The sequence below is a fragment of the Paenibacillus sp. FSL H3-0286 genome, from assembly GCF_045040705.1.
GTDB classification, from domain to species: Bacteria; Bacillota; Bacilli; order Paenibacillales; family Paenibacillaceae; genus Paenibacillus_AQ; species Paenibacillus_AQ odorifer.
The window spans coordinates 6,382,023-6,406,306 of the sequence record NZ_CP150285.1 but is presented as its reverse complement, the minus strand read 5'-3'; the positions used below and the strand labels follow the sequence as shown (position 1 = coordinate 6,406,306).

The following is a 24,284-nucleotide window of genomic DNA, read 5'->3' as shown; positions in this document are numbered from 1 at the left end:
GGCGAACTTTTGGGGGGAGAGAGAAATCGTGAACATTTTATTCATGGGCCCTCCTGGGGCAGGCAAGGGAACACAAGCGGCAGAAATCGTTAAAGAATTTGGTATTCCTCATATTTCAACAGGAGATGCTTTCCGTTTGGCAATCAAACAGGAAACTCCGGTAGGATTGAAGGCCAAATCGTTTATAGATCAAGGTTTGCTTGTACCAGATGATGTGACCATTGGGATAGTCGAAGAACGGCTGCAGCAGTCCGATTGCGAAAAAGGATTTCTATTGGATGGTTTTCCAAGAACTCTTTCGCAAGCGGAAGCGCTGGATGATATTCTTAGCCGTTTGAACACTTCTTTGGATCATGTCATCAACTTGAATGTTGACCGTGGATTGCTAATGGCGCGTCTTACTGGACGTCGTATCTGCAGCGTTTGCGGAGCATCCTACCATTTAATCTTCAACCCGCCGAAGCAAGATGGCATTTGCGACATTGATGGCGGTGAATTATATCAACGTCCGGATGACAACGAAGAAAGTGTAGGCAAGCGCCTGGATGAGTATGATAATAAAACAGCGCCGCTGCTTGCGTTTTATGATAATAAAGGTCTTTTGCGTCAGGTAAACGGGGAAAACGAAATTAATGTCGTTACTTCTGAAATCGTGTCTTTAATGCGGGGTTAATGTAATGATCATTTGTAAATCCGAACAGGAACTTGCCTTTATGAGGGAAGCTGGTCGAATTGTTGCCGAGAGTCACCGTCTTATTGCTCAGGCCATTGAGCCTGGCATTACAACGGGCGAGCTCGACAGAATCGCCGATCAATACATTCGCAGTCAAGATGCTGTGCCGTCTTTCAAAGGCTACAACGGTTTTCCTGCCAGCATTTGCGCTTCAGTCAACGAACAATTGGTGCATGGATTTCCAGGTAAACGTAAACTGATCGAAGGCGATATTGTTACGCTGGATATCGGTGCAGAGTACCGCGGTTATCACGGTGATTCCGCCTGGACCTACGGTGTGGGCAGCATTTCCGAAGAGGCTCAGCGTTTGCTGGACGTTACGGAAGGCTCCTTGTACGCGGGACTGGCGTTAGTTAAGCCGGATGTGCGCTTGTTTACAATCTCCCATGCTATTCAGCAATACATCGAAGAGGCTGGTTTCTCAGTCGTACGTGAGTATGTTGGTCATGGTATTGGGGCAAAACTGCATGAAGAACCGCAAATTCCGAATTATGGCATAGCGGACCGCGGACCACGTCTGAAACCGGGTATGGTGCTCGCGATTGAGCCGATGGTAAACGCAGGAAAGAGACATGTCAGAACACTGGAAGATAACTGGACTGTCGTTACGGTTGATGGCTCACTATGTGCTCACTTCGAGCATACAGTAGCAGTTACTCCGGACGGCATGGAAATTTTCACAAAACTGAATGCGTAGGTGATCTCCACTTGAATACTGTGAGCAGCCCGCAGGTTGGTCAATTAGTGAGAATTCTCAAAGGCAAAGATGCCGGAGAGGCAGCCGTTGTTATCGCAGTTGTTGATAGCAGATTTGTATACATTGCAGATGGAGACAAACGTAAGTTTGATGGGCCAAAGAAGAAGAATATTCTTCATCTTGAGCTCATACCCTTCATCAGCAGTGAGGTTGTGGACAGTTTGAAGGAAACTGGGCGGGTAACAAACGGAAAGCTGCGATTCGCAGTCATGAAGTATGCTGGACCCACCGGAATAAGTGCTGATGAGAAAGGAGACTAACTGTGGCTAAGGAAGATGTCATTGAAGTAGAAGGTACTGTCCTTGAACCGTTGCCAAATGCAACGTTTAAGGTTGAGCTTGAGAACGGTCATCAAATACTTGCCCATGTATCCGGTAAATTGCGGATGCACTTTATCCGTATTTTGACCGGAGACAAAGTGGTCGTGCAGTTATCGCCTTATGATTTATCAAAAGGTCGTATAACTTACCGTAAATAGATGGGAACTACGAAAAAAGTTTTGCTTCGCAAAACTTTGAGGAGGTAATTAACATGAAGGTAAGACCTTCTGTAAAGCCCATTTGCGAGAAATGTAAAGTAATCCGCCGCAAAGGGACTGTTATGGTGATTTGCGAAAATCCGAAACACAAACAAAAACAAGGTTAAGAAGGGGGTGTAGCGTAAAATGGCTCGTATAGCTGGAGTGGATTTGCCACGTGACAAACGCGTTGAGATCGCCTTGACTTATATTTTCGGAATCGGTAAAACGACTTCTCAGAAAATTCTTAATGAAACAGGCATTAGCGCTAATACACGTGTCCGTGATTTGACGGAAGATGAAGTCAGCAAACTGCGTGAAACGATCGACAAAACGGTTAAGGTTGAAGGTGACCTGCGTCGTGAAATTTCCTTAAATATTAAACGTCTTACTGAGATCGGCTGTTACCGCGGTGTTCGCCACCGTCGTGGATTGCCTGTTCGCGGTCAACGTACTAAAACGAATGCCCGTACCCGGAAAGGCCCGCGTCGTACGGTAGCAAACAAAAAGAAATAATAAGGGGGGATAAGAGACAATGGCTAAACCGAAAAAAGTCGTACGTACCAAACGTCGCGACCGTAAAAATATCGAATCCGGCGTGGCACATATTCGTTCCACGTTCAACAACACCATCGTTACCATCACGGATCCTCACGGAAATGCAATTTCCTGGGCAAGCTCCGGCGGCCAAGGATTTAAAGGTTCCCGTAAGTCCACTCCATTCGCAGCGCAAATGGCAGCTGAATCAGCAGCTAAAGCAGCTATGGAGCACGGCATGAAGTCGGTTGAGGTTATGGTTAAAGGACCGGGCGCGGGCCGCGAAGCAGCCATCCGTTCCCTTCAAGCTGCAGGGCTTGAAGTTAACCTTATTAAAGACGTAACTCCGGTTCCTCACAATGGATGCCGTCCGCCTAAGCGTCGTCGCGTATAGTGAAATCAGTATTGTGAATGTGGTATAATTCTGACGCATCTGCTAATAATAGGTGTTTAGGCATACTACATGATGCACCTGATGGGGTGACAGTTTCATATAGGAGCGACGTTGAAGGAGGGGTAAACTCGTGATAGAAATCGAAAAGCCGAAGATTGAGACCGTAGAAGCTAATGATGAAGGTACCTATGGGAAATTCGTAGTTGAACCGCTGGAACGTGGGTATGGCACGACTCTGGGGAACTCGCTTCGCCGGATATTGCTTTCTTCGCTTCCAGGAGCCGCAGTGACTTCGGTCCAAATTGACGGCGTTCTGCATGAGTTCTCGACCGTTCCAGGCGTAATGGAAGATGTGACGGAAATCATTCTGAACCTTAAAGCCTTGTCTCTGAAGATTCATTCAGACGAGGAAAAAGTGTTCGAGATTGATGCTGAAGGGGAAGGCATCGTTACCGCAGGTGATATCCGTGCGGACAGCGATGTTGAGATCCTCAATCCGGATCTTCACATTGCAACGCTGGGACCTGGTGCGAGACTTCATATGCGTATTTTTGCAGGCCGTGGTCGCGGCTATGTCCAAGCGGACCGGAACAAACGTGACGATCAGCCAATTGGTGTTATTCCAGTTGACTCCATCTACACTCCAATTTCACGCGTTAACTACGGCATAGACAATACACGTGTTGGTCAAGTGACTAACTATGACAAATTGACGCTTGAAATTTGGACGGATGGAAGTATCAGACCGGAAGAGGCTGTAAGCCTCGGAGCCAAAATTTTGAACGAGCACCTCGTTCTGTTCGTAGGTCTTACGGACGAAGCGAAAGACGCCGAAATTATGGTTGAAAAAGAAGAAGACAAAAAAGAAAAAGTACTTGAGATGACAATCGAAGAGCTTGATCTTTCTGTTCGTTCCTACAACTGCCTCAAACGTGCTGGTATTAATACCGTACAAGAGCTTACCACGAAGACTGAAGAAGATATGATGAAGGTGCGTAACCTTGGTCGCAAATCTTTGGAAGAAGTTCAGGAAAAGCTTGAGGAACTTGGTTTGGGTCTCCGCACAGAAGAATAGCTGCAGATTGCTTTAGTAAAGGAGGGAAAACACAATGGCATACCAAAAATTGGGCCGTGATTCCAGTGCGCGTAAAGCGTTATTTCGCGACATGGTAACGGATCTGTTTTTATACGAGCGCATCCAAACAACGGAAGCTAAAGCGAAAGAAGTTCGTTCTATCGCTGAAAAGCTGATCACTAAAGCTAAAAAAGGTGATCTTCATGCTCGTCGTCAAGTAGCTGCATTTGTTCGCCGCGAGACTGTTGATGGTGAACAAGATGCAATTCAAAAATTGTTCTCTGACATTGCTCCTCGTTACACTGAGCGTCCAGGTGGATACACTCGTATCCTTAAACTAGGACCTCGTCGTGGCGACGCTGCGCCTATGGTTTATCTTGAATTGGTAGACCGCGCGTAGTATCACAAGTATTGATTTCCGATGCTTCCCTTTCATCCAGCCCTCTTTGGAGTAAAGATGGGGGAAATATCAGCGTTATTGTGCTGCAGAGGCGCAAGACTCTGCTGTACTAATAACCGTGGGAATCACCTTGGTTCAATTGAAGGAGCTCCCGCAGGGGCTCTTTTTTTTGAAATTAAGGATCCTATAGGACTTGTAGTTCTATATATGAAAAATGGATGCCGTCCTTCTAGGGACGGCGAAGCCATTTCTTCAAATAGAAGATCAGACAGTGCTTCGATCGACGTTCTGCTGACCGGTTTAAAAAGGAGAACGGAATGCGTAATCTATTGATGAAGGTCAATTATGACGGAACGAATTATGATGGCTTTCAGACCCAGCCTCAGGGCAATACGATTCAGGATCGGCTGGAGCAAGCCATACTCCATCTGACAGGTGAGAAGCTTAAGATTACTGCTTCAGGCCGCACAGATGCCGGAGTACATGCCTATGGCCAGCCTTTTAACTTTACAACCTCCTCTCGAATCCCAACTGAACGTTGGTGTCTAGCGCTTAATGCCCGGCTGCCACAAGACATCGTGGTTACAGAGGCTAGGGAAGTTCCGCTAACGTTTCACTCTCGTAGAGGGGCTAAGCGTAAAACTTACCGATACACGATCAATGGCAACAGGTTTCCAGATCCGTTTCAGCGGCGCTGGCAGCTTCACCATCCAGTGAAGTTGGATATTCCTGCGATGCAGCAAGGCTTAACGCAAATTATAGGGACACATGACTTCACTTCGTTTGCATCACGACGGTCTACGAAGACTTCTCATGTACGAACGATCTTTGAAGCTCATATGGAAGTAGACCGCAGTATGTGCCGACCCTCTTCATCAGATCAAGGAGTTATCCATACTTATATAACGGGTAGTGGATTTCTTCAGCACATGGTTCGCATTATTATGGGGACTTTGATCCATGTGGGGGAAGGTAAAATACCTGCTGATAAGGTTGCTGAAATATTGGCAGCATGTGATCGATCACATGCCGGTCCAACAGCTGTGGCCATGGGGTTAGCTTTGTGGAGTGTTGAATATGACGAGATTGAAAGTGAATAGTTTTTTCTATAAATTTCTTCCTGATTAATAGGTTAAATGTTTAAAAATCACTTGCACTTGTTATGTTTATACTGTAATATAAAAGTTGTGTTTTCTTGATGGCTATCCCACAGCCCCGATCGAGAAAATGCCAAAAAAATGCTTTGCTTAACTCACATAATCGTAATTCAATGAGAAACAAGATATACGAAACAGAAGATTTTCGTACGAGAACAAGGAGGAAACATTCATGCGTACCACCTATATGGCGAAGCCGAACGAAGTTGAACGCAATTGGCACATTATTGATGCCGAAGGCAAAACACTCGGTCGTTTGGCCAGCGAAGCCGCTGCTTTGATCCGTGGCAAACACAAACCGCAATTCACTCCACACGTTGATACAGGAGATTTCGTTATCGTAATCAACGCTGAGAAAATTCACTTGACCGGTAAGAAATTGCAAAACAAAAAATACTACCGTCACTCGATGCACCCAGGTGGTTTGAAAGTTACTAATGCTGAAACTCTGCTGAATACTAAACCAGAACGCGTAATTGAATTCGCGGTTCATGGTATGATTCCTAAGACTCGTCAAGGGGACCACATGAAGCTGAGATTGAAAGTATATGCAGGCGCCGAGCATCCACATGCAGCACAAAAACCTGAAGTTTACGAACTTCGCGGATAAGAATAGAGGAGGACAGTTTCATGGCACAAGTACAATACTATGGGACAGGTCGTCGTAAACATTCGGTAGCACGTGTTCGCCTTGTACCGGGTGAAGGACGCATTGTCATTAACAAACGTGAGATGGACGAATATTTCGGTGTGGAAACACTGAAAATGATCGTAAAACAACCTTTGAACCTGACTGAAACACTGGGCAACTACGATGTAATCGTTCTTGCACATGGTGGCGGCATTTCCGGTCAAGCTGGAGCAATTCGTCACGGTATCTCCCGTGCATTGCTTAAAGTTGACCCTGAATATCGCGGTGCATTGAAGAAAGCCGGCTTCCTGACTCGTGACCCACGTATGAAGGAACGTAAGAAATACGGCTTGAAGGCTGCACGTCGTGCGCCTCAGTTCTCGAAACGTTAATATTTACAGAATTCAACCCTTGGCCATATGGCCAAGGGTTTTATTTTTTATTGCCCCTTTCCACAAGAAATGGGCTTTTTTTGCATCTATTTACTAATTCTAACGGTTGAAACGCATTGACTTCCTCAGTAAAAGTTATATACTATTTCATATAGAATTAGTTGGTTTTATTACTTCTTTTACCTCATTTATTCATACGATTAATATTTTGGATGGAGGAATACCTTAATGAACCTGCTCGAGAAAGAGGATTTAATCAAAGTTAAGGCCGAAGAATTAGAAACTGCTTCACCCGAGGAAATTATCCGCTGGGCTGTAGAAACATTTCCTAACATTACTTTTGCCTGCAGCTTTGGTGCCGAAGATGTAGTGCTAGTTGATATGCTTCACAAAGTTAGTCCGTCTACAGACGTCTTTTATCTCGATACAGATTATCATTTTAAGGAAACCTATGAGACCCGAGATTTGATGGCAGATAAATACGGGCTGGAGTTCGTACGAGTGTCTCCACAAATCACTCCGCAGGAGCAAGCACTTCAACACGGTGATGCGTTATGGACAGTAGACCCTAACCAATGCTGTGGGATTCGTAAAGTAGAGCCGCTGACTCGTATCCTATCTCAATATGAAGCTTGGATTACAGGGATTCGTCGTGACCAAGCGCCTACCCGTGCTAATGCCAAAAAGGTTGAGTATGATTATAAATTTGGTTTGGTTAAGTTTAATCCAATTGCGGATTGGACAACCGAGGATGTATGGAACTATATTCGTGAAAATGATGTAATTTATAACCCTCTACATGACCGTAACTATCCAAGTATCGGCTGTGAGCAATGTACACGTCAGGTTATGCCTGGTGAAGATCCGCGTGCTGGACGTTGGGCTGGATCAGAGAAGACTGAGTGCGGATTACACAAGTAAGACCTATCCCCGTGAGAACACAGAAGGAGAGACGATAATGACTTCAATACGTCCGCATGGCGGAACATTAGTTAACCGTGTAGTAGAGGGTACAGAAAGAGAAGAATTGCTGGAGCTTGCACGTGAATATAAGGCGCTTGCCGTGAACACTTGGACTTTATCTGATTTGGATCTAATAGCGGTAGGTGCATTTTCTCCACTGACTGGATTTTTGAATGAACAAGATTATCACTCCGTAGTCAAAAACATGCGTTTAGCAGATGGCACAGTGTGGAGCATTCCAATAACACTTGCTGTAGAAGAGGATGTGGCCTCTGGTTTAGCTATTGGAGACAAGGTATCTCTAATCGGTGAAGAGGATGGCGAGATCTACGGTTTATTGGATATTGAGAGTATTTATACGGTTGATCAAAACCTTGAAGCGCAAAATGTATTCAAAACAACAGACCCTGAACATCCAGGAGTAAGTAAGCTGTTGGCCCGCCCGGCTATCTATGTAGGAGGACCAATTACAGTGCTGAATAGACCACAGCGAGAAAAGTTCGGAGAATTTTATTTTGACCCTTCAGCTACACGTAAGATATTTGCAGACAAGGGCTGGAGAACAGTTGTAGGCTTCCAGACGCGTAACCCAGTTCATCGTGCACATGAATATATTCAAAAATGCGCTATGGAGGTTGTAGACGCTCTGTTCTTAAACCCGCTAGTGGGTGAGACGAAGTCTGATGATGTACCGGCAAATGTACGAATGAAGAGCTACCTGGCGCTTTTGGAGAATTATTATCCTGAGGATCGTACCTTTCTAGGTGTTTTCCCGGCGGCCATGCGTTATGCTGGTCCGAGAGAAGCGATTTTTCATGCTATGGTTCGCAAAAATTACGGCTGCACCCATTTTATTGTCGGACGTGACCATGCGGGCGTAGGTGATTACTACGGAACTTATGAAGCGCAAGAAATTTTTGCGGATTTCACCGCTGAGGAACTTGATATTACTCCATTATTTTTTGAACACAGCTTCTTCTGTAAAAAATGCGGAAATATGGCTTCCAGTAAAACCTGCCCACATCCTGGCGACGATCATATGACATTGTCGGGTACAAAGGTACGGGCTTTGCTTCGGGAGGGTCAATGTCCGCCTCCTGAATTTACGCGACCTGAGGTTGCGCAGATTCTAATTGAAGGCATGACTCAAGAAGTAACAGCTTAATCATCGTTAGCTAGTACTATTTGGCCTTCTTGTCCCATATAGATGAGTATTATCTATCGGGACGAGGGGGTCTTTGTTATGTCTGGCCGAAAACACAGTAAAGTCTCGGTCTGGATCTCATGGAGCAGTATCAAAAAATGTATGCTGGGCGCGACACTGCTAGCTATAATGATCGGCATTATAGCGTATGATATGCCTACTGCCAAAACGTTAAATTATTGGAGTCTGCCTTTGTCTGGTAAAGTGATCGCTATCGACGCTGGACATGGTGGAGCAGATGGAGGGGCAGTTAGCCGGGAAGGGCTAATTGAGAAAGACATTAATCTTGCAGTCTCTCTTTATTTACGTGATTACCTGCAACAGGCCGGGGCTATTGTTGTGATGACCCGTGAGGGGGATTATGATTTGGCTCAGGAGGGCACTAAGGGCTATTCTAAGCGCAAGACTGAAGATCTTAAGCAAAGAGTAAGAAGTATTGAAGAGAAGGGCGCAGATCTTTTTATAAGCGTTCACATGAACAGTGTGCCTTCGAACCGATGGAGCGGGGCGCAGACCTTTTACTATCCCAATCACAAGGATAATAAAGCTATCGCAGAGTTTGTACAGAGTGAGCTGAAGACTACACTGGAGAATACTGATCGTGTAGCTAAGACTGTAAATACTGTTTATCTACTAAAAGCATTAAAAATACCTGCGATCCTTGTAGAGGTCGGTTTTTTGTCGCACCCTCAGGAATCAGTTCTACTCGGAGATGATGTTTATCAACGCAAGGTAGCGACTAGCATATATCGTGGCATTCTTCGTTATGCTTCCGAGTAGCCGGGACTACTCATCAGGAGATGGGTAATGCTATAATAGACAAAAACTCCGGAAGAATTCTCCTCCGGAAAGGAAACAGAGGTGCTTTCCATGCTGACTAGGGAACATATCCAGGAAATACTGCAGTCAATAACAGACCCGGAAACCGGAAAAAGCCTTGTGGAACTACAGCTGATCCGTGACATTATGATTAAAGAAGATCGTATATCTTTATCAATCGTATGTCTGGATCCTGAAGAGCAAAGTCGCATGGATCTAGAACAACGGGTTCGTGAGTTGCTTGAAGCAGGTGGAGTCACTAATGTGCATATCCGGCTGCGTGATGCAACCGATTATGAACGTGCTCTGCTTCGCGGAGAGAGTGCCGGGGAAGAGCCGTTGGTTGATGAACCGGGGAAACTTAAGGGACATGCAGCTGGCCTTGACGATCATGAATTAATCAATGAGAACTCTGGTGTTAACTTTATCGCCATTGCCAGTGGTAAAGGCGGTGTTGGAAAGTCTACAGTTACTGTGAATTTGGCAGTAGCTTTGGCTAGAAAAGGTAAAAAGGTTGGATTGATTGATGCGGACATTTATGGGTTTAGCATCCCTGATATGATGGGAATCGAAGAGGGACCCGTTGTAGAAGAGGGAATCATTATTCCTGTGGAACGTTTCGGAGTGAAGGTCATGTCTATGGGCTTCTTTATCCGTGAGAATAGTCCGGTAATTTGGCGGGGACCTATGCTTGGCAAAATGCTGCGCCAATTCTTCGGTGATGTGGGCTGGGGAGAACTTGATTATATGCTGCTTGATCTTCCTCCAGGTACAGGTGATGTGGCGCTTGACGTACATCAGATGCTCCCTCACAGCAAAGAGATTATTGTTACTACCCCTCATGCTACCGCAGCGTTTGTGGCGGCTAGAGCGGGCTCTATGGCTCTGCAGACAGAACATGAGATTATTGGGGTCATTGAGAACATGGCTTATTATGAGTGTAAAGACTGCGGTAAAAAAGATTATATTTTTGGCAGAGGCGGAGGCGCTCGGCTTGCGGAGACACTCCATACCGAGCTGCTTGCACAAGTTCCATTGGGCGCACCGGACAACCATATTTCTGAACCGGATTTCTCACCTTCCGTATACAAGGAAGACACAGCTACTGCGTTGTTGTTTGCTGATATCGCTGATAAGCTGATTGCGAAATATGAGCACTAATTATTGTGCATAAAAAGAGGCCGTCCCACTTTGTTAGGTGGGATAAGGCCTCTTTTTTGTTATGTGCTTGAATCATCGCCGCTACCGCTGCCACTTTCACCACCGCTGCCGCTGCCTTCCTGTTTATCGCCGCTTTCGCCGCCCTTTTTCTGTTCCTTCGGTTCGAGCTCGTCCTGAACGACCTTTTTAAGTAAATTCAATACCTCCATCCGGAATAATGGAGTCTGCATAGATTCCTGGATGGTCTTCATGGATTGCTTTCGGTAGTCAGGTGTTTTGGTGAGATTAAGAAACATGGTCATCATTTCTGGAGACTTCATGATTTCCTCGACGGATTTTTGATAGGTGGGATCTTTAATTAGTTGCAGGTGCAATTCTTTGCTTTGTGATTGAATGGCTTTAGCAAAATCGCCTGCGAACTTGGGATCAGTCATAATTTTCTCGATTTCCTTTTGATATTCCGGTGCAGTGAGGGTATCTTTAACAGCGGTTTTTATATCCTCTGTTGTTTGAAGTGGCATCATTTTCATACTCATTCCGCTGGTGCCTCCAGAACTGGAATTTGATAATGATTCCTCAACTGCTTTTTTTCCATCTTCACTTTTTAATATATCAATAACCATGGTCTTCATTTCTTTATAACTGCCCTGACCAGAAGAAGAACTGCTCTGCTCACTTCCGCAAGCCGTTAAGGCCATAACAAAGCTTAAAGCCAAACCCACAGATCCGATAAATCTCCATTTCATTGGCGCTGCCCTCCTTTATTAGGATTCTCCAGTTGTATTATGCCGCATTAACACACATTTATGTTGCTGATGTAATGGTGTTTTGTCGGTATCCTTGGTAAAATAAATCTGACATAGGGGGAGGTGAAGTGGCTGAGTATAAAAAAATGGTTTTATTTATTTTGGACAACCCTTCTAATAGGAGCGGGCGGAGCAGTAATCGCAGGTCTGGCACTGCAATTCGTGAACGGTCGAATTGATTTCAAAAGTGTCGCTGATTTCTTTTTATACCCGCTGATACTATTCGGCTACGGTATGCTTGTCAGTGTTTATGCGCAACTTGGTTTTTTTGCTTATCTAATTTTAAATTACATGGGCAATGGTGTTTTCCCGCCAAAAATTTGGAAATACATACAACTGGTGCTTTCTGTACTCGCATTGCTTGAACTGATTTTTTTGCGTACCGTCGTTGGCGGGGAAAGAAGTGTCTTGTCTGATCTAATATTAGGAATCTTTATTTTGTTAGCTGCCGTTATTGTGTCTTATTTCAAAGTGAAAAGTACAAACATCTCAGCTTGGATTCCAACCCTCTTTTTTATGACAGCTATTTCAATTGTGGAAATTATCGGCGTGCTCCGTATAGGTGTTGATAGTGCGACAGTGTTTATTGTTGTTCCGCTCATCGCCTGTAATGCATTCCAAATTTTGATGCTTCACCGTATTCTCAAGCCGGCAGCCGGATAAAGGCTGGGGCGAATTCAGCAAATCATGAACCCCGTGCTCTGGCCTTCAGAAAACGGGGTTTTTTGCTCTAGAATGTATCCTAACGATTAAAATCCGCTGGAGGAGGTTAATCTTAAAGAACAATAGAGCGGATTCTTTGTGTGTAGCAACGCTCACAAAACTAAGTAGATGCTTCCGAAGTGAGTTTTGTACGAAGTTTTTCAATGATGCACATGCTTTACAAAACTTTTAGGAGGGGAATATATGGACATCAAGCGCTATATGATAAAAGACACAAATGAAATCCAGCTTAACAAGCTGGACCCGGACGATACAGGTAACTTTAAATCAAAAAAAGAAGCAGAAGCCAAAACAGAGCAGTTAAAGGAACGGTTGGCAGAGCTTCAAGATATTCTTTTTGCACAGAAAAAGCATTCACTGCTCGTAATTCTGCAAGGGATGGATTCCAGCGGTAAGGATGGAACGGTTAAACATATTTTTTCAGGGATTAATCCACAAGGCTTTATAGTGACCAGCTTCAAGAAACCTTCTCTGGAGGAAGAAGCTCACGATTTCTTATGGAGAGTGCATCAAAAGACACCCCCTAAAGGCTACATCTCTGCATTTAACCGCTCACACTATGAAGATGTATTGGTACCGCGGGTACATGGGGGATTGAAAAAGGATGATATGAAGCGCCGCTTTCGTTACATACGGCAGTTTGAGGAGATGCTGGTGGAAGAGGGAACGACAATTATCAAGCTTTTTCTGCATATTTCAAAAGAAAAGCAGCTTAAGAAAATAAAAGAACGGCTTGAAGATCCCAAAAAACACTGGAAATTCGACGCAAGTGATCTACAGGAGCGGGAGTTTTGGGATGATTACCAAGAGGCATATGTAGATGTTTTTAAGGAGTCAAGTATTGATAAAGCACCCTGGTACTGGATACCAGCCAATCATCAATGGTACCGCAACTATTTGGCCTTATCCATCGTTGTAAAGACACTGGAGAGTCTGGATCTGAGCTATCCGAAGCTGAATACCCCCACACCCGACATATCGGAGCTCATTTCCCCGCGTCATTAATATTTGGATAAGACCAACATCTATTGCGGTACCTAAGATTGGGAGGAGTGTTACAGCCCGGCAGCATCCTCTAAGGCACTATTTAGTGAGGCCGAGTCGCGAACCTCTTTACCCTCCGCATTGCTTTGGCTGATCAGCTCAGAGACGGTAACGAATTCATAACCTTGTCTGCGGAGCTCATCGATAATTTGCGGAAGAGCTTCGTGAGTTTGTTTGCAGGAATCACTGGCATGTAGTAGAACGATATCACCAGGATGTGCTTTAGTCGTTACACGCTTCACGATATTGTCTACACCTATGTTCTTCCAGTCTAGAGAGTCTGTGTCCCACTGGATGACTTTGTAACCAAGATCATTGGCCACTTGCAGAACTCTTTTGTCAAAATCACCATTAGGCATACGAATTAAGTTTGGTTCTTTACCGGTTAATTCTGTAAGCACAGTGTGAGCCGTTGTGATCTGAGTGCGAATCTCTTCGTTACTTAGAGTGCTGTAATTGACGTGTTTATGGCCATGGCTGCCAATTTCGAATCCTGCGTTTTTAATGCTTGTTACAATATCCGGGTGAGTCTTACTCCATGGTGACGATAGGAAGAAGGTGGCTTTGTCCACTTTCTTGTCTTCAAGTACCTTCAAAATTGGTTCGGGTCTCTTTTCCCCCCAGCTAATATCGAAGGTTAGGGCAATCAGCTTCTTCTCTGTTGGCACACTGTAAATGGCAGAAGGTCCAGCTTCAGAAAAAACGGTGATATTACCCCTCTCGACATAGACAACTCCAGCAGCAAGAAGCACAGCGGCGAAGATATAGATGAACCTTTTGATCTTTTTGCCGCTGAATACATAAAAAGAATTCATTAATGACAGCGCTCCTCTCCCATGCGAAATGCTTGTTTGTTCTAAATGTATGCTCGTACCGCACGGTTATGACCTAAGAAACAGAGATCACAATTTCAGGAGGTATTTATGTTGTCGTTCTTCACGTTTGTTAAAGATATTAAATCGATCCGCAAGGCTTTGCTGCTATCCTGTCTGCTCTTCGTAATAGGAGCGGTTGTTGGCTGGGTAGCGACAAGTAGTCTGGAAAAACTATTGGTTCAGCAATTGGAAGGGCTTAGTGAGATCAGCGGAAACTTAAGAGACACCGCTAATCCGCAATGGAACTTCTTTGTATTTATATTTCTGAATAACGCCATCAAGGGCGTGGTTATTATTTTCCTGGGAGCGTTGTTCGGCATATTGCCAGCTATATTCTTATTTATAAACGGAGCGGTAATTGGCTACTTGATACATTTATCCGCACTGCAAGGGCAGGATTTGTTCGATTTAATCGTAAAAGGATTGCTGCCACACGGGATTATAGAGATTCCGGCAATCATTATCGCTTGTGCCTTTGGACTGCATTTTGGCGGGAAAGTGATTTCAAGTTTATTTCGATCTACAGATAGAAAAGAGGAGAAAAGCGCAGACTGGTCTGCATTCATGCGTCAAACACTTACGGCTTCCATATGGACTGTAATCCTGTTATTTGTTGCAGCCATTATTGAAAGTACAATTACTTTTTCACTTTTATCATAAAACTTCCGGGAATAGAGCATAACATTAAGGGCGTTCATCCAAGGATTGCCTAAAGGTAAGGAGTATATAATCGAGACGAAACCATAAAGGGAATTTTTAATAATTATGGTTATAAAAAGAGGACTCCGGTTAATCTAGTGTAAGAGGATCTTAAGGCAGCTTTCTCCATGAGATGTACTTACTGATTATCCAAAAAAGGTTTTGGGGGTTTAGAGAAGGTGTTAATTGCAACTTCATGAAGGAGGCCAAGCATATGTTGGGAATGTTGTTTAACGAAAAGGAATGCAAGGAACTGGATTATGTTTTGAGAAAAGAACTAGATGAGATGCTGTTAGATTTGAGTGATCAGCGCTTGGACCAAAATATCAGGCACGCCATCGCTAATAGATATAAGACTGTATTCCGGATGTATGCTCGCTTCGCTCCTCAGAAAGAGCTTTCCAAGTATGCATGGGGTGGGCGTTCTTCTCAGTATAAACACTGAAGATATACGAGAATTGCTACAGTTTTATAAAGTTTTCAGATTATTTAATAAAATAGCTTGACTAAAAAGGAGTGCTCATGATAAATTATATCTCGCGCTCCTTTTGCTTGTGTAAAAGGGAAGCGGAAGGCAAGAAAAATTGAAAAAAAGATTTTTCAAAAAAAAGACTTGCCAAACAGCTTAACACTGTGATATATTATAAAGGTCGCCGCTGATAAACAACGACGACGAAATGAGAGACATTGATCTTTGAAAACTGAACAACGAGTGAGTGGGAAATCACGCAAGTGAAATCCAAATTAGAGAATTAATTTTCTCGTCAGATGTTTCAAAATGAGCATATCGCTCTTTTCAATACTAATTGGAGAGTTTGATCCTGGCTCAGGACGAACGCTGGCGGCGTGCCTAATACATGCAAGTCGAGCGGAGTTACTTTGAAAGCTTGCTTTCAAAGTAACTTAGCGGCGGACGGGTGAGTAACACGTAGGCAACCTGCCCTTCAGACTGGGATAACTACCGGAAACGGTAGCTAATACCGGATAATTTCTTTTTTCTCCTGAGAGAAGAATGAAAGACGGAGCAATCTGTCACTGAGGGATGGGCCTGCGGCGCATTAGCTAGTTGGTGGGGTAACGGCCCACCAAGGCGACGATGCGTAGCCGACCTGAGAGGGTGAACGGCCACACTGGGACTGAGACACGGCCCAGACTCCTACGGGAGGCAGCAGTAGGGAATCTTCCGCAATGGGCGAAAGCCTGACGGAGCAACGCCGCGTGAGTGATGAAGGTTTTCGGATCGTAAAGCTCTGTTGCCAGGGAAGAACGTCCGGTAGAGTAACTGCTACCGGAGTGACGGTACCTGAGAAGAAAGCCCCGGCTAACTACGTGCCAGCAGCCGCGGTAATACGTAGGGGGCAAGCGTTGTCCGGAATTATTGGGCGTAAAGCGCGCGCAGGCGGCTATTTAAGTCTGGTGTTTAAACCTTGGGCTCAACCTGAGGTCGCACTGGAAACTGGGTGGCTTGAGTACAGAAGAGGAAAGTGGAATTCCACGTGTAGCGGTGAAATGCGTAGATATGTGGAGGAACACCAGTGGCGAAGGCGACTTTCTGGGCTGTAACTGACGCTGAGGCGCGAAAGCGTGGGGAGCAAACAGGATTAGATACCCTGGTAGTCCACGCCGTAAACGATGAGTGCTAGGTGTTAGGGGTTTCGATACCCTTGGTGCCGAAGTTAACACAGTAAGCACTCCGCCTGGGGAGTACGGTCGCAAGACTGAAACTCAAAGGAATTGACGGGGACCCGCACAAGCAGTGGAGTATGTGGTTTAATTCGAAGCAACGCGAAGAACCTTACCAGGTCTTGACATCCCTCTGAATCTGCTAGAGATAGTGGCGGCCTTCGGGACAGAGGAGACAGGTGGTGCATGGTTGTCGTCAGCTCGTGTCGTGAGATGTTGGGTTAAGTCCCGCAACGAGCGCAACCCTTAACTTTAGTTGCCAGCAGGTAATGCTGGGCACTCTAGAGTGACTGCCGGTGACAAACCGGAGGAAGGTGGGGATGACGTCAAATCATCATGCCCCTTATGACCTGGGCTACACACGTACTACAATGGCCGGTACAACGGGAAGCGAAGCCGCGAGGTGGAGCCAATCCCATCAAAGCCGGTCTCAGTTCGGATTGCAGGCTGCAACTCGCCTGCATGAAGTCGGAATTGCTAGTAATCGCGGATCAGCATGCCGCGGTGAATACGTTCCCGGGTCTTGTACACACCGCCCGTCACACCACGAGAGTTTACAACACCCGAAGTCGGTGGGGTAACCCGCAAGGGAGCCAGCCGCCGAAGGTGGGGTAGATGATTGGGGTGAAGTCGTAACAAGGTAGCCGTATCGGAAGGTGCGGCTGGATCACCTCCTTTCTATGGAGAATCGTTCTCTGCAATGAGGACATTCAAATCGGAAGTTTAACTTCCACAATAGAACCTTCGGGTTCGAACACTCACTCGTGTTCAGTTTTGAAAGAGTAAGTCTCTTTCGTATGCGTTTGGTGGCGATAGCGGAGGGGTTCCACACGTACCCATCCCGAACACGACCGTTAAGCCCTCCAGCGCCGATGGTACTTGGACCGAAGGGTCCTGGGAGAGTAGGACGTTGCCAAGCGGACAACCAATTCATTGGTTGATTCACAATGTTATATATGTTATATGGGCTTTTAGCTCAGTTGGTTAGAGCGCACCTCTGATAAGGGTGAGGTCGGTGGTTCGAGTCCACCAAGGCCCACCATATAACATTATAGAGTAATTTTATGGGGCCATAGCTCAGCTGGGAGAGCGCCTGCCTTGCAAGCAGGAGGTCAGCGGTTCGATCCCGCTTGGCTCCACCATAAATTTTTAAATGAATAACTTTTTCAACTTGATCCTTGAAAACTGGATACCGAAACGAATTTGCGTTTTAGAACATCTTTTAGCAACTTGTGTAAACAAGTAAATGTTATTAGTGAGATTTTTCTTCGGAAAAATCGAGGTTAAGCTAATAAGAGCACACGGAGGATGCCTAGGCGCCAGGAGCCGACGAAGGACGTGGCGAACAACGAAACTGCCTCGGGGAGCTGTAAGCAAGCTTTGATCCGGGGGTGTCCGAATGGGGAAACCCAGCTGTGGTAATTCGCAGTTACTCATTTCTGAATACATAGGAAATGTAGAGGCAGACCAGGGGAACTGAAACATCTAAGTACCCTGAGGAAGAGAAAACAATAGTGATTCCGTCAGTAGCGGCGAGCGAACGCGGAACAGCCTAAACCTAAGAGCTTGCTCTTAGGGGTTGTGGGACGTCTCACATGGAGTTACAAAGGAATATGGTAGGTGAAGAGGTCTGGAAAGGCCCGCGATAGAGGTAAAAGCCCTGTAACCTAAACTGTATTCTCTCCGAGACGGATCCCGAGTAGTGCGGGGCACGTGAAACCCCGTATGAATCCAGCAGGACCATCTGCTAAGGCTAAATACTACCTGGCGACCGATAGTGAAACAGTACCGTGAGGGAAAGGTGAAAAGCACCCCGGAAGGGGAGTGAAATAGAACCTGAAACCGTGTGCTTACAAAAAGTCAGAGCCCTATTAATGGGTGATGGCGTGCCTTTTGTAGAATGAACCGGCGAGTTACGTTTAACATGCAAGGTTAAGCCGAGAAGGTGGAGCCGCAGCGAAAGCGAGTCTGAATAGGGCGAATTAGTATGTGGACGTAGACCCGAAACCGTGTGATCTACCCCTGTCCAGGGTGAAGGTGCGGTAACACGCACTGGAGGCCCGAACCCACGTACGTTGAAAAGTGCGGGGATGAGGTGGGGGTAGCGGAGAAATTCCAATCGAACTCGGAGATAGCTGGTTCTCCCCGAAATAGCTTTAGGGCTAGCCTCGGTATAAGAGTAGTGGAGGTAGAGCACTGATTGGGTGCGGGGTCCGCAAGGATTACCAAGCTCAGTCAAACTCCGAATGCCATATACTTATTGCCGGGAGTCAGACAGTGAGTGCTAAGATCCATTGTCAAAAGGGAAACAGCCCAGACCATCAGCTAAGGTCCCCAAGTGTGTGTTAAGTGGGAAAGGATGTGGAGTTGCACAGACAACCAGGATGTTGGCTTAGAAGCAGCCACCATTGAAAGAGTGCGTAATAGCTCACTGGTCGAGTGACTCTGCGCCGAAAATGTAACGGGGCTAAACACACCACCGAAGCTATGGCTAGATACGTATGTATCTGGGGTAGGGGAGCGTTGTGTAGGGGTTGAAGGTGTACTGAAAAGAGCGCTGGACACTACACAAGTGAGAATGCCGGTATGAGTAACGAAAAGATCAGTGAGAATCTGATCCGCCGAAAGCCCAAGGTTTCCTGAGGAAGGCTCGTCCGCTCAGGGTAAGTCGGGACCTAAGGCGAGGCCGAAAGGCGTAGTCGAAGGACAACAGTTTGAAATTACTGTACCACCGTAATCCGCTATGAGCGATGGGGTGACGCAGGAGGGTAGTGACGCGGACTGATGGATGTCCGTCTAAGCAGTGAGGCTGATGTGTAGGCAAATCCGCACATCATTAAGGCTGGGCTGTGATGGGGAGCGAAAATTGTAGTAGCGAAGGTCATGATCTCACACTGCCAAGAAAAGCCTCTAGCCAGGAGAAGGTGCCCGTACCGCAAACCGACACAGGTAGGCGAGAAGAGAATTCTAAGGCGCGCGGAAGAACTCTCGTTAAGGAACTCGGCAAAATGACCCCGTAACTTCGGGAGAAGGGGTGCCCCGGTAGTGTGAATAGCACGAGGGGGCCGCAGTGAAAAGGCCCAAGCGACTGTTTAGCAAAAACACAGGTCTGTGCGAAGCCGCAAGGCGAAGTATACGGGCTGACGCCTGCCCGGTGCTGGAAGGTTAAGGGGAGTGGTTAGGGGTAACCCGAAGCTATGAACCGAAGCCCCAGTAAACGGCGGCCGTAACTATAACGGTCCTAAGGTAGCGAAATTCCTTGTCAGGTAAATTCTGACCCGCACGAATGGCGTAACGACTTGGGCGCTGTCTCAACGAGAGATCCGGTGAAATTTTAATACCTGTGAAGATGCAGGTTACCCGCGACAAGACGGAAAGACCCCATGGAGCTTTACTGCAGCTTGATATTGAATTTGGGTACGATCTGTACAGGATAGGTGGGAGCCGTAGAAATCGGAGCGCAAGCTTCGGTGGAGGCGCCGTTGGGATACCACCCTGATCGTATCTAGGTTCTAACCTAGTGCCCTTACCGGGTACGGGGACCGTGTCAGGCGGGCAGTTTGACTGGGGCGGTCGCCTCCTAAAGAGTAACGGAGGCGTTCCAAGGTTCCCTCAGAATGGTTGGAAATCATTCGCAGAGTGCAAAGGCATAAGGGAGCTTGACTGCGAGACCTACAAGTCGAGCAGGGACGAAAGTCGGACTTAGTGATCCGGTGGTACCGCATGGAAGGGCCATCGCTCAACGGATAAAAGCTACCCTGGGGATAACAGGCTTATCTCCCCCAAGAGTCCACATCGACGGGGAGGTTTGGCACCTCGATGTCGGCTCATCGCATCCTGGGGCTGAAGTAGGTCCCAAGGGTTGGGCTGTTCGCCCATTAAAGCGGTACGCGAGCTGGGTTCAGAACGTCGTGAGACAGTTCGGTCCCTATCTGTCGTGGGCGCAGGAAATTTGAGAGGAGCTGTCCTTAGTACGAGAGGACCGGGATGGACGTACCGCTGGTGCACCAGTTGTTCCGCCAGGAGCATGGCTGGGTAGCTACGTACGGACGGGATAAGCGCTGAAAGCATCTAAGCGTGAAGCCCCCCTCAAGATGAGATTTCCCAATTAGTAAGACCCCTTGAAGACGACGAGGTAGATAGGTTGGAGGTGGAAGTGCAGCAATGCATGGAGCTGACCAATACTAATCGGTCGAGGGCTTATCCTATAGTTAGAATGCAGATTCGTTTCGGATTCAGTTTTCAGGCGATTAAGCCTGAGCATTTACGCTGTAAATGCCCGTTTGGTGGCGATAGCGGAGGGGTTCCACACGTACCCATCCCGAACACGACCGTTAAGCCCTCCAGCGCCGATGGTACTTGGACCGAAGGGTCCTGGGAGAGTAGGACGTTGCCAAGCGGATATTCCCTGATAGCTCAGTTGGTAGAGCACTCGACTGTTAATCGAGTTGTCACAGGTTCGAGTCCTGTTCGGGGAGCCATGCTCTCATAGCTCAGCAGGTAGAGTGCTTCCATGGTAAGGAAGAGGTCACCGGTTCGAATCCGGTTGAGAGCTCCACAGATTTGCAAGGCCCGTTGGTCAAGGGGTTAAGACACCTCCCTTTCACGGAGGTAACATGGGTTCGAATCCCATACGGGTCACCAACTTTTACTTGTACTTACCCTTAGAGGGTCCCATAGATATGGAGGCTTAGCTCAGCTGGGAGAGCATCTGCCTTACAAGCAGAGGGTCGGGGGTTCGATCCCCTCAGCCTCCACCATAATCTTCCTAAGAGATTATGGGCAACATAGAGGTACCATCAATGGGGATTAGCCAAGCGGTAAGGCAACGGACTTTGACTCCGTCACTCATAGGTTCGAATCCTATATCCCCAGCCAAGTGCGAGCCATTAGCTCAGTTGGTAGAGCACCTGACTTTTAATCAGGGTGTCGAAGGTTCGAGTCCTTCATGGCTCACTTTTATTATTATCATGCGCGTGTGGCGGAATGGCAGACGCACCAGACTTAGGATCTGGCGTTTCACGACGTGGGGGTTCAAGTCCCTTCACGCGCACCACTTATTGCGGACGTGGCTCAGCGGTAGAGCATCGCCTTGCCAAGGCGAGGGTCGCGGGTTCGATTCCCGTCGTCCGCTCCATAATTTTGCGCCCTTAGCTCAGCTGGATAGAGCGTTTGACTACGAATCAAAAGGCCGGGAGTTCGAATCTCTCAGGGCGCGCCATTTTATTATTAAGCAATTATAGTATTTATAACGGGATGTAGCTCAGCTTGGTAGAGCACCTGGTTTGGGACCAGGGGGTCGCATGTTCAAATCGTGTCATCCCGATTTTCACCTTTGCGGGTGTAGTTCAATGGTAGAACTTCAGCCTTCCAAGCTGATAGCGTGGGTTCGATTCCCATCACCCGCTCCATAATTTTATAGTAACGGGATGTAGCTCAGCTTGGTAGAGCACCTGGTTTGGGACCAGGGGGTCGCATGTTCAAATCGTGTCATCCCGATACTCAGCTTAATCGCTGCTCAAAAGCTCTTACTTCGGTAAGGGCTTTTTTGTTATGTATTGAATATACATATAAATACATCATAAGAACGTATGTTCTATTATTCCTCCAAAAAAAATCGGACTTCCGGTGGAATTCCAATCCGTAGATAATAGTTTCTCCATGATTCCTCTTGTTCGGGGCTTCTGCCTGAAGATAATAATTTTACAGCAAATACATTAGCTTGACGTTCAAGCTTCCCAGGAGAGAAATAGGAGCTTTCCTCCAGAAAAAAGCGATTGATCCCCTTGTGAAGCCGATCATGTCCTAATTCATGCGCACAAACGAAGCGCTGCCATTCTACAGGCAACTCATTATGAATGACGATAAACCTTCTTCTTAATTTTCGATAATATAATCCCTTTGTGCCAGTCCCCAGATTCATGAAACGAATTTGAATGCCTAGTGCTGCGGCAAGCTCGAACGGGCAGTTGGTTTTATATTTTTTAATCAGACTATTGATCAGTTCATCCATGTTCTTCACCTGCAGCATGTTAGTATAGTTATTTAGTGTCTTTGGATTTTTTTCTCTTATTCATCTGTTTGGCTTCCCAGAACAATCCGGTTAGTACATCTTTTATCCTCTGTTTATCTTCTTTGTCTAATGGAATTCCGTCAAACATCAGCTCTCCATCATCCTCTAGCATTTTTCGAAAGTCTCTTTTATCTTTACTTGTGGCCCAATCTGGGACAGCCTCATTGCTTGAAAGAGTCTGGTCCTGCAAATACCCTGCTTGATCCATTAGCTCCTCGTAGGGGACGCCAGTGGCCTCAGCAATTTTGCGTAACGTGGTTGGTTTAGGAACCCCTCTTAATCCATTCTCAATCCGGGAAATTTGCGAACCGCTGATTCCGGCAGCTACTGCTAATTGATTAATGGTGAGTCCCTTTGTTTCCCGAAGATGCTTCATATAATCCCCGAATTCCTGTTTCATCTCAACTCACTCCTTATTGGCTGTAACCTTATGATAATAATATAAGCCATTTTTGCCAATAGGTAAACAACAAAGCGTATATAATTGCCAAAAGGCAAGATAATGGAGGGATATACGCTCTTTTTCGATAAAAACAGCCTAAAACGGGGTTTTACGAGATTGGTAAAGAAGTGGTATATTATAGAAAAAATACGAACAGAATACGAACAAGATTTATTTTATCACATTGGGCTGGAAAATTCCGCAAATTAAATCTCATTCAGTTAAACCCAAAAGGAGTGCATAAATGATGAACATATCAACTTTACCAGAGTTGGACCGTCGCCGAACCCAGGTCGCTATAGAGAGCATGTTGGAGAAATACCGTATTTTTAAGACCGTTACATTTGAAGCTAAGGAAGCAAGCACAACTTATTCATACACAGAAAGATTTCATGGTCCTACTAACACTGTAACTGATCAGACTGCTGCGATAGCTTCTTATAATGTGGACATCCCCGCCGCAAGGAGAGCTTATTGTTCCGCAATAGACTCTGTGGTAGAGAGACTCGATACGAGAGAACAGCAGCTGGTACGGGAAAGGTATATGAGAAGAGACGAGATGTACGATTATACGATTTACAATCATGTGTTTGATCCACCGGTAAGTAAGGACACTTACGTGAAGATACGCTCGAAGGCTTTTTACAAGATGGCATTAGCGTTAACGGATCTCGGCTTACTGTCTCTGCAAACTTTAGTAACAACAGCGCCTAGGGTAAAGAAAGAGAAAATGAGTATTACTTAATAGAAGTAGAATAGTTTGATTAGTAAAGAAGACTGTATCGTCCGAGCGGATGATGCGGTCTTTTTTTGAATTATAAGAAAGTATAAGTTTCAGGGTGTACTTTATCCTTATAATCCTCGCACAAATGCTTGCCGTCCATAAAAGGAGGGTCGAAAGCTCTTTAGCTTGTCTTCAATTGTGTACCACCAAAAAAACGCTCTATACCATCCCAAAGCTAGCCAAAACCTCGTCCGTTTACCCTCTCCGCAAGGATAATATGGGGGTATGATTATAACATGGCAAATGAAGCAAAAGAACACCGCAAGAGCATGAATGCTCTGCTAATAGTTCCGCCCTAAGGGTGATGAGAACAACCTAGCGGTGAAAGATTCTTCTCGCATTTGCCTAATGAAGAAGGGATATTATCCAACCTCGGATAGTATCCTTTTTTCTTAAATCTAGTTGAGGGGGTGTC

The 24,284-nt window shown here is 46.1% G+C and carries 25 protein-coding genes, 14 tRNA genes and 4 rRNA genes; 39 read left to right on the top strand and 4 right to left on the bottom strand.

What is annotated here, in order from left to right; genetic code table 11:
* The first annotated feature begins 28 nt into the window (after nucleotides 1-28).
* The 16 genes from MHB37_RS28645 to MHB37_RS28570 all read left to right on the top strand — a co-directional run bounded on the left by MHB37_RS28645 (nucleotide 29) and on the right by MHB37_RS28570 (nucleotide 10,740).
* A complete protein-coding gene (locus tag MHB37_RS28645) occupies nucleotides 29-673 on the top strand; it encodes an adenylate kinase (RefSeq protein WP_038573451.1) in 645 nt (214 codons plus the stop codon).
* 4 nt (nucleotides 674-677) lie between these two features.
* Nucleotides 678-1,430, top strand: a complete 753-nt coding sequence (gene map, locus MHB37_RS28640; protein WP_038573450.1) for a type I methionyl aminopeptidase — start codon at nucleotides 678-680, stop codon at nucleotides 1,428-1,430.
* 11 nt (nucleotides 1,431-1,441) lie between these two features.
* Entirely contained in the window at nucleotides 1,442-1,750 is a 309-nt protein-coding gene (locus MHB37_RS28635) for a KOW domain-containing RNA-binding protein (RefSeq protein WP_036680581.1), read from the top strand.
* A 2-nt stretch (nucleotides 1,751-1,752) separates the two neighbouring features.
* Nucleotides 1,753-1,968: a translation initiation factor IF-1 gene (gene infA / locus MHB37_RS28630; protein WP_036652996.1), complete on the top strand. Its 216-nt coding sequence runs from the start codon at nucleotides 1,753-1,755 to the stop codon at nucleotides 1,966-1,968.
* 53 nt (nucleotides 1,969-2,021) lie between these two features.
* Nucleotides 2,022-2,135, top strand: a complete 114-nt coding sequence (gene rpmJ, locus MHB37_RS28625; RefSeq protein WP_003322638.1) for a 50S ribosomal protein L36 — start codon at nucleotides 2,022-2,024, stop codon at nucleotides 2,133-2,135.
* 19 nt (nucleotides 2,136-2,154) lie between these two features.
* A complete protein-coding gene (gene rpsM, locus MHB37_RS28620; RefSeq protein WP_036680583.1) occupies nucleotides 2,155-2,523 on the top strand; it encodes a 30S ribosomal protein S13 in 369 nt (122 codons plus the stop codon).
* Nucleotides 2,524-2,542: 19 nt separating this feature from the next.
* Nucleotides 2,543-2,938 (top strand): 30S ribosomal protein S11, encoded by a 396-nt coding sequence (rpsK, locus tag MHB37_RS28615; RefSeq protein WP_019908251.1) that lies wholly within the window; start codon nucleotides 2,543-2,545, stop codon nucleotides 2,936-2,938.
* 130 nt (nucleotides 2,939-3,068) lie between these two features.
* Nucleotides 3,069-4,013, top strand: coding sequence for a DNA-directed RNA polymerase subunit alpha (locus MHB37_RS28610; protein ID WP_036680585.1), 945 nt, complete (start codon nucleotides 3,069-3,071; stop codon nucleotides 4,011-4,013).
* A gap of 34 nt (nucleotides 4,014-4,047) precedes the next feature.
* Nucleotides 4,048-4,413: a 50S ribosomal protein L17 gene (gene rplQ / locus MHB37_RS28605; RefSeq protein WP_019908254.1), complete on the top strand. Its 366-nt coding sequence runs from the start codon at nucleotides 4,048-4,050 to the stop codon at nucleotides 4,411-4,413.
* Between the two features lie 317 nt (nucleotides 4,414-4,730).
* A complete protein-coding gene (truA, locus tag MHB37_RS28600; protein WP_036680587.1) occupies nucleotides 4,731-5,513 on the top strand; it encodes a tRNA pseudouridine(38-40) synthase TruA in 783 nt (260 codons plus the stop codon).
* 229 nt (nucleotides 5,514-5,742) lie between these two features.
* Complete coding sequence (gene rplM / locus MHB37_RS28595) at nucleotides 5,743-6,180, top strand: 50S ribosomal protein L13 (RefSeq protein ID WP_036680589.1); 438 nt, start codon at nucleotides 5,743-5,745, stop codon at nucleotides 6,178-6,180.
* A 20-nt stretch (nucleotides 6,181-6,200) separates the two neighbouring features.
* Complete coding sequence (gene rpsI / locus MHB37_RS28590; RefSeq protein ID WP_025706574.1) at nucleotides 6,201-6,593, top strand: 30S ribosomal protein S9; 393 nt, start codon at nucleotides 6,201-6,203, stop codon at nucleotides 6,591-6,593.
* 228 nt (nucleotides 6,594-6,821) lie between these two features.
* Nucleotides 6,822-7,514: a phosphoadenylyl-sulfate reductase gene (locus MHB37_RS28585; protein ID WP_036680616.1), complete on the top strand. Its 693-nt coding sequence runs from the start codon at nucleotides 6,822-6,824 to the stop codon at nucleotides 7,512-7,514.
* A 37-nt stretch (nucleotides 7,515-7,551) separates the two neighbouring features.
* Nucleotides 7,552-8,721, top strand: a complete 1,170-nt coding sequence (gene sat / locus MHB37_RS28580; protein WP_405168758.1) for a sulfate adenylyltransferase — start codon at nucleotides 7,552-7,554, stop codon at nucleotides 8,719-8,721.
* A 78-nt stretch (nucleotides 8,722-8,799) separates the two neighbouring features.
* Nucleotides 8,800-9,540 carry an N-acetylmuramoyl-L-alanine amidase CwlD gene (cwlD, locus tag MHB37_RS28575; protein ID WP_038573445.1) on the top strand — a complete coding sequence of 247 codons (741 nt, stop codon included), beginning with the start codon at nucleotides 8,800-8,802 and terminating at the stop codon, nucleotides 9,538-9,540.
* 90 nt (nucleotides 9,541-9,630) lie between these two features.
* Nucleotides 9,631-10,740, top strand: a complete 1,110-nt coding sequence (locus MHB37_RS28570; protein WP_076130012.1) for an Mrp/NBP35 family ATP-binding protein — start codon at nucleotides 9,631-9,633, stop codon at nucleotides 10,738-10,740.
* 59 nt (nucleotides 10,741-10,799) lie between these two features.
* Here the strand turns inward: MHB37_RS28570 and gerD are convergent, their stop codons facing one another.
* Complete coding sequence (gerD, locus tag MHB37_RS28565) at nucleotides 10,800-11,486, bottom strand: spore germination lipoprotein GerD (RefSeq protein ID WP_036680627.1); 687 nt, start codon at nucleotides 11,484-11,486, stop codon at nucleotides 10,800-10,802.
* Nucleotides 11,487-11,618: 132 nt separating this feature from the next.
* On the opposite strand from gerD, the gene MHB37_RS28560 reads away from it, so the two are divergent.
* Together MHB37_RS28560 and MHB37_RS28555 are read left to right on the top strand one after the other, a co-directional pair.
* On the top strand, nucleotides 11,619-12,209 hold the full coding sequence (locus MHB37_RS28560; protein WP_076309051.1) for a KinB-signaling pathway activation protein: 591 nt from the start codon (nucleotides 11,619-11,621) through the stop codon (nucleotides 12,207-12,209).
* 243 nt (nucleotides 12,210-12,452) lie between these two features.
* Entirely contained in the window at nucleotides 12,453-13,274 is an 822-nt protein-coding gene (locus tag MHB37_RS28555) for a PPK2 family polyphosphate kinase (protein WP_405168757.1), read from the top strand.
* A gap of 50 nt (nucleotides 13,275-13,324) precedes the next feature.
* On the opposite strand, the gene pdaB is transcribed toward MHB37_RS28555, so the two are convergent.
* Nucleotides 13,325-14,128 (bottom strand): polysaccharide deacetylase family sporulation protein PdaB, encoded by an 804-nt coding sequence (gene pdaB, locus MHB37_RS28550; RefSeq protein ID WP_036680629.1) that lies wholly within the window; start codon nucleotides 14,126-14,128, stop codon nucleotides 13,325-13,327.
* Between the two features lie 108 nt (nucleotides 14,129-14,236).
* On the opposite strand from pdaB, the gene MHB37_RS28545 reads away from it, so the two are divergent.
* The 20 genes from MHB37_RS28545 (at nucleotide 14,237) to MHB37_RS28450 (ending at nucleotide 22,069) form a co-directional block, all read left to right on the top strand.
* Nucleotides 14,237-14,848: a stage II sporulation protein M gene (locus tag MHB37_RS28545; protein ID WP_076307253.1), complete on the top strand. Its 612-nt coding sequence runs from the start codon at nucleotides 14,237-14,239 to the stop codon at nucleotides 14,846-14,848.
* 253 nt (nucleotides 14,849-15,101) lie between these two features.
* The gene (locus MHB37_RS28540) at nucleotides 15,102-15,332 is read left to right on the top strand and encodes a hypothetical protein (RefSeq protein ID WP_036680631.1); all 231 of its coding nucleotides are present in this window, start codon (nucleotides 15,102-15,104) and stop codon (nucleotides 15,330-15,332) included.
* Nucleotides 15,333-15,690: 358 nt separating this feature from the next.
* Nucleotides 15,691-17,248: ribosomal RNA gene (locus MHB37_RS28535) — 16S ribosomal RNA — on the top strand.
* Between the two features lie 124 nt (nucleotides 17,249-17,372).
* A 5S ribosomal RNA gene (gene rrf / locus MHB37_RS28530) occupies nucleotides 17,373-17,489 on the top strand.
* 46 nt (nucleotides 17,490-17,535) lie between these two features.
* A tRNA-Ile gene (locus MHB37_RS28525) sits at nucleotides 17,536-17,612 on the top strand.
* Between the two features lie 24 nt (nucleotides 17,613-17,636).
* Nucleotides 17,637-17,712, top strand: a tRNA-Ala gene (locus tag MHB37_RS28520).
* 139 nt (nucleotides 17,713-17,851) lie between these two features.
* Nucleotides 17,852-20,778: ribosomal RNA gene (locus MHB37_RS28515) — 23S ribosomal RNA — on the top strand.
* 74 nt (nucleotides 20,779-20,852) lie between these two features.
* A 5S ribosomal RNA gene (rrf, locus tag MHB37_RS28510) occupies nucleotides 20,853-20,969 on the top strand.
* The 16S, 23S and 5S rRNA genes sit together here with 14 tRNA genes alongside, the layout of an rRNA operon.
* 6 nt (nucleotides 20,970-20,975) lie before the next feature.
* A tRNA-Asn gene (locus MHB37_RS28505) sits at nucleotides 20,976-21,051 on the top strand.
* 1 nt (nucleotide 21,052) lies between these two features.
* A tRNA-Thr gene (locus MHB37_RS28500) sits at nucleotides 21,053-21,128 on the top strand.
* Nucleotides 21,129-21,139: 11 nt separating this feature from the next.
* Nucleotides 21,140-21,214: transfer RNA gene (locus MHB37_RS28495), tRNA-Glu, on the top strand.
* A 40-nt stretch (nucleotides 21,215-21,254) separates the two neighbouring features.
* A tRNA-Val gene (locus MHB37_RS28490) sits at nucleotides 21,255-21,330 on the top strand.
* A 43-nt stretch (nucleotides 21,331-21,373) separates the two neighbouring features.
* Nucleotides 21,374-21,448: transfer RNA gene (locus MHB37_RS28485), tRNA-Gln, on the top strand.
* A 5-nt stretch (nucleotides 21,449-21,453) separates the two neighbouring features.
* Nucleotides 21,454-21,526 (top strand) — tRNA-Lys (locus MHB37_RS28480).
* Nucleotides 21,527-21,542: 16 nt separating this feature from the next.
* Nucleotides 21,543-21,626 (top strand) — tRNA-Leu (locus MHB37_RS28475).
* A 6-nt stretch (nucleotides 21,627-21,632) separates the two neighbouring features.
* Nucleotides 21,633-21,707, top strand: a tRNA-Gly gene (locus tag MHB37_RS28470).
* Nucleotides 21,708-21,714: 7 nt separating this feature from the next.
* Nucleotides 21,715-21,791 (top strand) — tRNA-Arg (locus MHB37_RS28465).
* A gap of 31 nt (nucleotides 21,792-21,822) precedes the next feature.
* A tRNA-Pro gene (locus tag MHB37_RS28460) sits at nucleotides 21,823-21,896 on the top strand.
* Between the two features lie 11 nt (nucleotides 21,897-21,907).
* Nucleotides 21,908-21,981: transfer RNA gene (locus MHB37_RS28455), tRNA-Gly, on the top strand.
* Between the two features lie 14 nt (nucleotides 21,982-21,995).
* Nucleotides 21,996-22,069 (top strand) — tRNA-Pro (locus tag MHB37_RS28450).
* A 100-nt stretch (nucleotides 22,070-22,169) separates the two neighbouring features.
* Here the strand turns inward: MHB37_RS28450 and MHB37_RS28445 are convergent.
* Complete coding sequence (locus MHB37_RS28445) at nucleotides 22,170-22,583, bottom strand: ImmA/IrrE family metallo-endopeptidase (RefSeq protein WP_036681396.1); 414 nt, start codon at nucleotides 22,581-22,583, stop codon at nucleotides 22,170-22,172.
* 28 nt (nucleotides 22,584-22,611) lie between these two features.
* On the bottom strand, nucleotides 22,612-23,043 hold the full coding sequence (locus tag MHB37_RS28440; protein ID WP_405168756.1) for a helix-turn-helix domain-containing protein: 432 nt from the start codon (nucleotides 23,041-23,043) through the stop codon (nucleotides 22,612-22,614).
* 289 nt (nucleotides 23,044-23,332) lie between these two features.
* On the opposite strand from MHB37_RS28440, the gene MHB37_RS28435 reads away from it, so the two are divergent.
* Nucleotides 23,333-23,830 (top strand): ArpU family phage packaging/lysis transcriptional regulator, encoded by a 498-nt coding sequence (locus tag MHB37_RS28435; protein ID WP_038574900.1) that lies wholly within the window; start codon nucleotides 23,333-23,335, stop codon nucleotides 23,828-23,830.
* The last annotated feature ends 454 nt before the right edge of the window (nucleotides 23,831-24,284 follow it).